5 protein-coding genes, 1 pseudogene and 1 other annotated feature are annotated in these 8,567 nt (G+C 66.7%); of the genes and pseudogenes, 1 reads left to right on the top strand and 5 read right to left on the bottom strand.

The features are described 5' to 3' along the window. Positions 1-716: 716 nt before the first annotated feature. Entirely contained in the window at positions 717-1,736 is a 1,020-nt protein-coding gene (locus tag BUB75_RS41185; protein WP_073265803.1) for a hypothetical protein, read from the bottom strand. A 157-nt stretch (positions 1,737-1,893) separates the two neighbouring features. After that, positions 1,894-3,114, bottom strand: a complete 1,221-nt coding sequence (locus tag BUB75_RS41180; RefSeq protein ID WP_143175747.1) for an RHS repeat-associated core domain-containing protein — start codon at positions 3,112-3,114, stop codon at positions 1,894-1,896. Positions 3,115-3,133: 19 nt separating this feature from the next. Between BUB75_RS41180 and BUB75_RS41170 the strand changes: the two genes are divergently transcribed. Further along, a protein-coding gene (locus BUB75_RS41170; RefSeq protein ID WP_425430922.1) for an IS3 family transposase occupies positions 3,134-4,362 on the top strand; the annotation gives its coding sequence in 2 pieces (ribosomal slippage) (positions 3,134-3,419 and positions 3,419-4,362; 1,230 coding nt in all). Next, positions 3,412-3,540, top strand: a sequence feature (AL1L pseudoknot). It overlaps the preceding gene by 129 nt. A gap of 133 nt (positions 4,363-4,495) precedes the next feature. Here the strand turns inward: BUB75_RS41170 and BUB75_RS47980 are convergent. The 3 genes and pseudogenes from BUB75_RS47980 to BUB75_RS41155 form a co-directional block, all read right to left on the bottom strand. Beyond that, positions 4,496-4,997: pseudogene (locus tag BUB75_RS47980) on the bottom strand (SDR family NAD(P)-dependent oxidoreductase); the annotation flags it as partial. Between the two features lie 28 nt (positions 4,998-5,025). Then, the gene (locus BUB75_RS41160; RefSeq protein ID WP_073265794.1) at positions 5,026-6,675 is read right to left on the bottom strand and encodes a TlrC/CarA/OleB/SrmB family ABC-F type ribosomal protection protein; all 1,650 of its coding nucleotides are present in this window, start codon (positions 6,673-6,675) and stop codon (positions 5,026-5,028) included. Positions 6,676-7,235: 560 nt separating this feature from the next. Further along, positions 7,236-8,561: an LLM class flavin-dependent oxidoreductase gene (locus BUB75_RS41155; RefSeq protein WP_073265792.1), complete on the bottom strand. Its 1,326-nt coding sequence runs from the start codon at positions 8,559-8,561 to the stop codon at positions 7,236-7,238. Positions 8,562-8,567 lie beyond the last annotated feature (6 nt).

The raw sequence follows: 8,567 nt of genomic DNA, 5'->3' as shown, positions 1-8,567 counted from the left end.
GGAACGACTTCAGCAATCGCCCGTCCTACCAGGGGCTCCTTCGCGTCATCCCACCGCCCTGACCTCAGTGGACAGAGGTTGAAAAAGGCTCAGTGGATGGCTGTACTTGGCATTGGATTACAAAACCCGCGGATTAAAAGCTCGGGCTCCATGACAAGCGAGCAACCACCGAGCAACCACCCCCGGCCTCGGGGCGCCCACTCGAGCGCGGTCAAGACGGCCAGCCCCAGTATGCGACGACCGCCCGATCAGTGGGCGACAGGATCGCTTGGACCCCTCGGAACCTCGACCGATACATGTGGCACAGGTCGGATGTGAACCTGGAGGTGTCCGCTGCCGTCTCATTGCCCTCCAGGATCCCACCGCATTGCGGCACCCCCGGGAGTGAGCCACAAGCACCGTCGAATGCCCGGCCGCGTGTACGCGCTGCAGAGTATGCCGACCGCCGGGCGCCTGACCGCCGCCACCGCGGCGACCGCACCACTCTCCGGGTGATGTCGGGGTTCGCCAGTCCTGACCGCGGCGGCTGGTCGTTCATCGGTGACGCCGGGGAACTCCTGCTGGACGCTGACGAGCGGCGAGAACGCGCCGTCGTTGCGACCGGTTGTACCGAACCGGCAGGAGGTCGTCGGAGCAGAGGTGCTGTCAAATCTCGTGAGCAACTGCGGCCCGCTAATTGGGAATGAAGCATGCGGAATCAGACTTCGGCTGGAGCACTACAGATCGTCGGAATTGGCGAGTCGATCGAGGAGGTAGCCTGTCGCGGATCGATTGGTGATGTCCACGCTTGAACCATCCGGCGCGAGCACCGCGACCGGCCAGGTGTTGGGATCGGCATGGTGAGGAATCCAGCAACACACCTCGTCGCGGTGGGTGCACCCCCACGGAATGAGTCCGCCAGGGGACGGCCACAGAAGGAAGGTATGGCCGCCCCTGCGCCGCCGCGCCGCGGCAGCATCCTGCAGGACCGCCAACTGGGCACGCCAATCATGTTCGGCGTCTTGATCGCCAGCAGCAAACAACCGCACACCGGCGATCTGGGATGTAGGAACCCGGTCGATCAACCGGCGGTAGTCGTCCGGAAAGATCAGGCCATCAGGTGCGACGGGGTAAGACAAGCCAGTGCTTCGTCCCAGGTCGGACATCGATGCGCCAGCCGCTTCCAGGACCACCTGAACGGCATCGACCGGTTCACGCAGCGGCCGGCCGTCGTAAGAGACGGGCATTTCTTCTCCACCGATGTCCGCAACTGGCCAGCTCTCGAAGGGGTCGAACGTAACAGGAGTTCGCTTCAGCGCGTCGTAATCCGCCAGGACGCTCAGCCGTTCAACCCCGAAGAGCACCTCATCAAGAACCTCGGTCATTGGCCGGTCGACCTGCTGCCACTTGGATCCGTCGTCCTCGATTATCAGCGTCGGCCAATGGTTAGCGTCCTCATGGTTCGCGATCCAGCAAAAGTAGGGGCTCACGTTCGCGATTCCCCAGGCGATCAAACCGCCCGCACCGACGGTGAGTGGGAAAGGTGGAGGTTCGCCATCGAAATCGGCGAATTCCTCGACCATCTCCACCAACGCGCCGGTGTACCGCAGAACCTCCTCTGCTTTGTTCAATGCTGGGTGATAGATAGTGAGGTAGTCCTGGAACAACCCCGGAGGGAAGTAGTCGCAGTAGCTTTTATAGTCCGCCGGAATTGCAACACCGAGCGCGGACTCGAATGCGGTCCAATCGATGGGCACTGTAGAGCGAGAACCCGAGTATAGCGCTTTTAGCCTACTGAACATCTCGCCTCCATGCCTGCGCCGGCACATCGAAGCGTTGGTTCATGATCTCCGCTGAATGATAGCGGCCGGCAGAAGAACTCATCGTCATGGAGATAGCGTACGGGATCTTACTTTATCCGCGGTGAAGAGGCACCACTCGGTAGAAGACGGTCTCCTCGTTCGCCACCCGCCTGGCCACCTCCTTCTCCCAGCGGTGGAACATTTTCCGCACGTTAGTGTCAGCTTGGTAGATTGGAATCAGGTTGTCATATCGGGTTCCGTCTCCACCCAGCTCATTGCCGATAAGGTGCCCTCGTGCCAGGCCGAAATGTTTCTTGTAACCAGCGATGGGCAATTCCGCCGCCGGGGTTCCCCCGCCAGGAAGCGCACCTTCATAGCACGCCTCGGCACCCAACGCGCGGTCAACGCCCTCCTTGCCGGAACCGTCCAGGCCCCAATAGCGGATTGGGTCGCCTTCCCACTCTCCAGATAAGCAGCCGCGTTCGTCCTTGCGCAGCGGGGACGTCGCCAGCGAACCCTTATCCCACGGCTGTTCTTGCGCTGCTGGCTTGTCGTCGATGACGATCCCACGGGAAACTTGTGAAGCAGCCTGCTGGGCGGCTACCGCGGTGACATTAGCTTCAGCCGCCCTGACCTGCCGGTCGAGGGTTTCCTGGTCGATGAGGGGCTGGTACGGGGGTCGCGCCGCAGGTGTGCGAGCGGTCATGAGGGCGATCCGCGCGCGGTCCGGTGGCGGCGGAACGGATGGACCGTAACCACCACCGCTGCGGGTGTGGCCGCCGCCGGAGTAGCGCGGCGCTCCGCTGAAGTAGCGCGGCGCTCCGCTGGAGTAGCGCGGCGCTCCAGTGGTGGAGGGACGTGATTTGGGAAGCTTGGAGAAGTCCAGGTAGCTGCTGCAGGAGTTTCCGCAGCGGCTTGTCGTGGCGGTACCGGGTGCCTGGTTTCCGGAGAAAGCGGGCCGGACCCAGCGCGTGCCGATGTACTGGCCGGCTTTGTAGGCGAGTTTGGAGGCGTCGTAGACGTTGATGACCAGATTGACGCCCGGGACAGCGCGGCCGATCGTGCGGATAGCGGGTACGGCGGGTTGGACGAAACGAACGACCGGCGCGGCAGCGCGTGTGAGTTCTTTGACCGAGAGGTGACGGGGGTCGGTGTTGTTGAGCGGGTCGGCGTTGCCGTAGGTGTAGCGATTGCCCTGCACCGACGGGTCCGCTGGCACCGTCATTGTGTCGCGGCTGTTGAACCCGCCGGTGGCTGGCGTGTACCAGCGGGCGTGCATGTTGACCCGGCCGGTAGTGGGATGTTCCGCGCCGGGTTTGATGGGGACTATCAAGCCTGGGAGAACATGAGTTATGGCCGCGCCGAAGAAGTACCCCGACGAGCTGCGTGAGCGTGCGACGCGGATGGCGGTGGAGGCCCGGCGTGATCCGGCGACCGCGACGGGTGCGATCCGGCGAATCGCCGACCAGCTCGGGATCCACCCGGAGGCGCTGCGCACGTGGGTCAAACGTGCGGAGATCGACGCCGGGGACCGGCCGGGAACCACCAGCGAGGACGGCGATCGGATCGCGCAGCTAGAGCGGGAGAACCGTGAGCTGCGGCGGGCGAACGCGATCCTGAAGTCCGCGTCGGCTTTTTTCGCCGCGGAGCTCGACCGCCCCTCGCGCTGATCCTGGACTACATCGACCAGCACAAAGACCAGTTCGGAGTCGAGCCGATCTGCGCTGCGCTGACCGCGGCGGGCGCCAAGATCGCTCCGAGTACCTACTACGCCGCGCGTCGTCGGCCGCCGTCGGCCCGCGCAGACCGGGACGAGGTGGTGACCGCGGTGATCCGCCAGGTCCACAAGGAGAACTACGGTGTCTACGGTGTCCGGAAGGTCTATGCCGAGCTGGCCCGCCGGGGCGGCGTCGAAGGCCGTCCGGTGGCCCGTTGCACGGCGTCCCGGCTGATGAAGGCCGCCGGGTTACGCGGCCTGGTCCGCGGCCGCACGCCGGTCACTACCCGGCCGGACAAGGGCCCGGACGAGCGTCTTGACCTGGTGCAGCGCCAGTTCACGGCGCCCGGGCCGAACACCTTATGGGTTGCTGACATCACGTATATCCGCACGTTCGCCGGCTGGGTCTACGCCGCGTTTGTCCTCGACGTGTTCTCCCGCCGCGTCGTCGGCTGGCAGCTCTCGACGTCGCTGCGCACCGACCTGGCGCTCGACGCCCTGGAGATGGGGTTCTGGACCCGCCGCCGCGACGGCCAGGACGTCACCGACCTGATCCACCACAGCGACAAGGGAGTCCAATATGTTGCCGTGAGATACACCCAGCGGCTAGCCGAAGCCGGCGCCGTCGCCTCGGTCGGATCGACCGGCGACAGCTACGACAATGCCCTCGCCGAGGCGTTCAACTCGGTGTTCAAGGGCGAACTCGTCCGCAACAAAGGCCCGCGGACCGGCCATGACGACCTCGAGATCGCCGTCGCCGAATACATCGACTGGTACAACCACCGACGCCTACACGGCGAACTCGGCGAGGTCCCGCCCGTCGAATACGAGCACAATCACCGTCTCGCCGCCGCGGTCAGCTAACGACCGAGCGGGTCATCACAGCCTCCACGAAACCCGGCGCTTGACACTCGACCCCGAGCACGATGAGCAGCTCGAAGGCACGGCAGGGGTAGCAGGAATCGCCCCGAGCGACCGGGAACGGTCTCAACTCGCCTTACGCACGTTCGAAACCGGGCGCTGGGACCGCCTTCTCCGCGGCACGACTGACCTGTTCCCAGGCGGCCCAGGTCTCCATGCGCCGCCGGGAGATGTCGAAGGCGACGTCGTAGACCATGCTGCCGAGCAGCAGCCGGACCGGCGGGTCGTCGCTATCGACCAACGTGGTCAGCGCCTCGGCAGCCAGTCGCGGTTCGCTGTCGACGGATCCTTCCGCCCACTGCTGCGCCAGGTCGGTGCGCAGGGCGTCGTACACCGGGTTCGGCGTGGTCGCCGTGCTGCTTGTGTAGAGGTCCGTCCAATAGCCGCCCGGCTGCACGATGGTGAGTTTCAACGCCGATCTGGGCTACCTCGGGGGCCAGCGCCTCGCTCATGCATTCCAACGCGAACTTGCTCGCGCTATAGAGCCCGGTGCTGGGGAATCCGCCGAGCGCGGTGATGCCGGAGATCTGCACGAGGCCCCCCGCAGGTCTTCGTCGCGGCCGCGCGCGACTCGCTTGTTGGCACCGTTTTCGCAGGTGGTGCCCGCTAGACAGTCGCGTGGCACGTCACCTCGCCCGCATCGACCTCCACGTGGGAGCCGGCGAAGGCGGCTCGCATGCGTCGGTCGTGGGTGACGATGACAACCGAACCCTCGTAGTCGGCCAAAGCCTGCTCCAAGTCGTCGATCAGAGCCGGGGACAGATGGTTGGTGGGCTCGTCCAGGAGCAGCAGATCGGCTGGTTCGCTGACGATGCGGGCGAGTTCGAGCCTGCGGCGCAGACCAGGAGAGAGCCCTTTGATCGGCAAGGCAAGATCGATGGCGCGGAACAGCCCCAGGGCGAGGAGCGCATCGGCGTGTTCGGCGGGGTCTCCCGGGCGCCCCGCCGCGAACGCCTGGAGAACCGTACGTGCTCCGAGCGACATGTCGTTCTGCTGACGCAGGTGACCCACGGAAGGCAGCAGGCGAACCGTTCCGGCGTCAGGAACCAGTTCGCCGGCCAGGACGCGCAGGAGCGTGGTCTTGCCTGCTCCGTTAGGACCGGTGACCAGCAGCCGTGCTCGCGGTTCGATATGCAGCGACTCGACGTACAGACGGTTGCCGACACGCACATCCGTCAGTTCCACGGGAGGGACGGCCGCGCCGGCGTCGGCGGTGGCGACGCGCGCGGTGAATCGCAGGGGACGCGGAGGCGGTGGAACCGGGTGCAGCTGGAGCTGTCGCAGGCGTTCCCGAGCGCCGCGCACCCTGCTCATCGCCCCGTGCGCCCTCGATCTGGCGCGGAACGCACCCGCTCCGCTGAATGCGGCCGGCGCCTTTCGTGGGATGGCAGCCAGCCGTTGCGCATGGGAACTGGCCAAGCCTTCGTGGCGAGTCACCTCGGCGCACCAATCCTGGTGCTCTCGCACCCAGCGCGCCCTCGCCGCCGCCTTGGCCGCCAGGAAGCCCGTGTACCCGTCGCCGTAGCGGCGCACCTGCCCATCGGCGACCTCCAGGATGGCTGTGGTCACTCGTTCCAGGAACACCCGGTCGTGCGTGATCACCACGACCGTTCCCCGGTGGGCGCGCAGGCGCTGTTCGAGCCAGGTCACCGCCTGGTCGTCCAGGTCGTTGGTCGGTTCGTCGAGCAGTAGGAGTTCAGGCGCGGACGCCAGCGTGGCGGCCAGGGCGAGCCGGGAGCGTTCGCCACCGGAGAGCGTGCCCAGCCGGCGGCTCCGCTCCAGGCTGGGCAACCCCAGCCCGTGCAGCGCCACGTCCACCCGAGTGTCGGCCTCGTAACCGCCGCGCGCCTCGAACTCCGCCACCAGGCGCGCGTACCCATCCAGATCGGCGCGCGCCTCCGCGCCGGCCTCGCCGAGCGACCGTTCGGCGGCGCGAATCCGGGCTTCGAGCTCTCTCAGGTCGGCCAGAGCGAGGTCGACAGCGTCGGCGACCGACGCGTTCGGCGGCAGCGCGAGCGACTGCGGCAGGTAGCCGATGCCACCGGGCGCGACGACCACGAGCTCGCCGTTGTCCGGCCGTTCGGCGTCCGCCATGAGCTTGAGCAGTGTGGATTTCCCCGACCCGTTGTCGCCGATCACCCCGATCCGCTCGCCGCATTTGATGGTGAATGACACCCGGTTCAGGACGACCTGGGCGTCGTAGCGCTTCGTGACCTCGGTGAGTGCCAGTTGGGCGGCGGTACGTATGGGGCCCATCTCCTCTACTCGGTGGGACTGCTCGCGAGCCTTCGACTAGACGAGACGGTCCGGCTCGTGAGGCCTGATTTTGCAGACGTGACGCCGCCTTGTCAAGACGGTACGTCTCGTCTCATGAAGGTTAGGCTTCAGGTCGTGGCCACACCCAGAAGACCCAACCCCGTCCGGCGCAGCGAACGATCCATCTACCGCTGGTGGCCGTCCAAGGGCGCGGTGATCTACTCCGCTCCGGGCCGCTCACGCCGGAGTACGCAGACGCGCTCGTGGAGACCGCCCTCCGCGCGGCGACCGACCTGCCGAGCCGCCCACCATGGAGACCGGCGCACCAGGACCTGATCAATCTGCAGTTGCACGCCGGTGAGCTATTCCCGCCCTCGCCGCACGTCGCTGACCTCCTCGACGCAGGAGCCCAGACCGCGCTTGCCCGCGCCGTCCAACGGCCTCGCTCAGGGCGCCAACCGCCTCGGTCGGCCCGTACACGTGTTCAGGCGGCTTGCAGACCTGCTGGAGCCTTGGCGAACCCGCTGGGGCGCCGAAGAGGTTGCAACTCCAGGCCAGAGCTAGAGCGTGTACTGATTCTTCGGTCGCGGGAGGCCGAGGTGCTCCCGGAAAGTCGTACCGGTGTAACCCTCGCGGAACAGGCCGCGCGAGCGCAGGATCGGCACGACGGTCTCGGTGAACACATTGATCCCGGTCGGCAGCGACGGCGGCATCACGTTGAAACCGTCGGCGGCACCGCTGCCGAACCAGTGCTCGATGTGGTCGGCGACCTGCTCAGGGGTACCGGCCAGCACCTTGTGCCCGCGAGCGCCGGCGAGTTTGTGCAAGAGCTCGCGCAGAGTGGGCTTCTCGCGGCGAACGATGTCGGCGTAGACCTGGGTGCGGCTCTTGAGGTTGTCCGTCACGTCGCCCGCGCCGGCGAACGCCTCCGCGGGCACGCGCGCGTCAAGATCGAGGTGGTCGAGGTCGACGTAGGCGAAGTCCTTGAGCTGCATGAGCCCGAACGCGGGCACGGTGAGCTCGTTCAGCTCGGCCTGTAGGCGCAACGCCTCCTCCTCGGTGCCCCCGATCACGGGGCTCAGGCCGGGCAGGATCTTGATGTGGTCGGGGTTGCGGCCGCGACCGGCGGCCTGACCCTTGACATCTGCGTAGAAGGCCCGGGCGTCGTCGATGTGTTGCTGGGCGGTGAAGATGGCCTCGGCGTACTTGGCCGCGAAGGCCCGGCCGTGGTTGGACGAGCCGGCCTGGACCAGCACCGGGTAGCCCTGCGGCGGACGCGGTGTGGTGAGCGCCCCCTGGACGCGCACGTGCGGGGAGCTGATCCCCGGATGATGGATGCGCGAAGGGTCGAGGTAGCGGCCGGACACGCGGTCCAGGCGGATCGCGTCGTCCTCCCAGCTGTCCCAGAGCTTGAGCACGGCGTCGATGTACTCGTCGGCGCGTTCGTAGCGGGTTGCGGCGTCGGGGTTCCCGTCGAGACCGAAGTTGCGGGCCGCTGCGGGTGAGTCGGTGGTGACGATGTTCCAGCCGGCCCGGCCGCGGGAGAGGTGGTCGAGGCTCGCGAGGGAACGGGCCAGCTGCCAGGGGTGGGAGTAGGTGGTGGACGCGGTGCCGATCAGCCCGATCCGCTGGGTGGCTCCGGCGATGATCGCCAGGGTCACGAGCGGGTCCAGCCGGCCCGCCGAGTTGAACTCGATGTTGTCGTCGAGTTTGGGGATGTCGGCGAGGAAGACCGCGTCGAAAGCGGCCGCCTCGGCCGTGCGCGCCAGTTCGGTGTAGAACCCGGGGTCGAACATCCGTTCCGGAGTGGAACCAGGATGCCTCCAGGCCGCCTCGTGGTGGCCCGAGGCGAGGATGAACAGGTTCAGGTGGAGTTGGCGCGTCACGGCTGA

Origin of the sequence: Cryptosporangium aurantiacum (assembly GCF_900143005.1) — a bacterium.
Classification (GTDB): domain Bacteria; phylum Actinomycetota; class Actinomycetes; order Mycobacteriales; family Cryptosporangiaceae; genus Cryptosporangium; species Cryptosporangium aurantiacum.
This window is presented reverse-complemented; position numbering and strand designations above follow the sequence as displayed.

Coding starts and splice junctions, on each gene's coding strand:
- BUB75_RS41160 (WP_073265794.1), bottom strand. CDS start 6,675: ATGGGCCCCATACGTACCGCCGCCCAACTGGCACTCACCGAGGTCACG.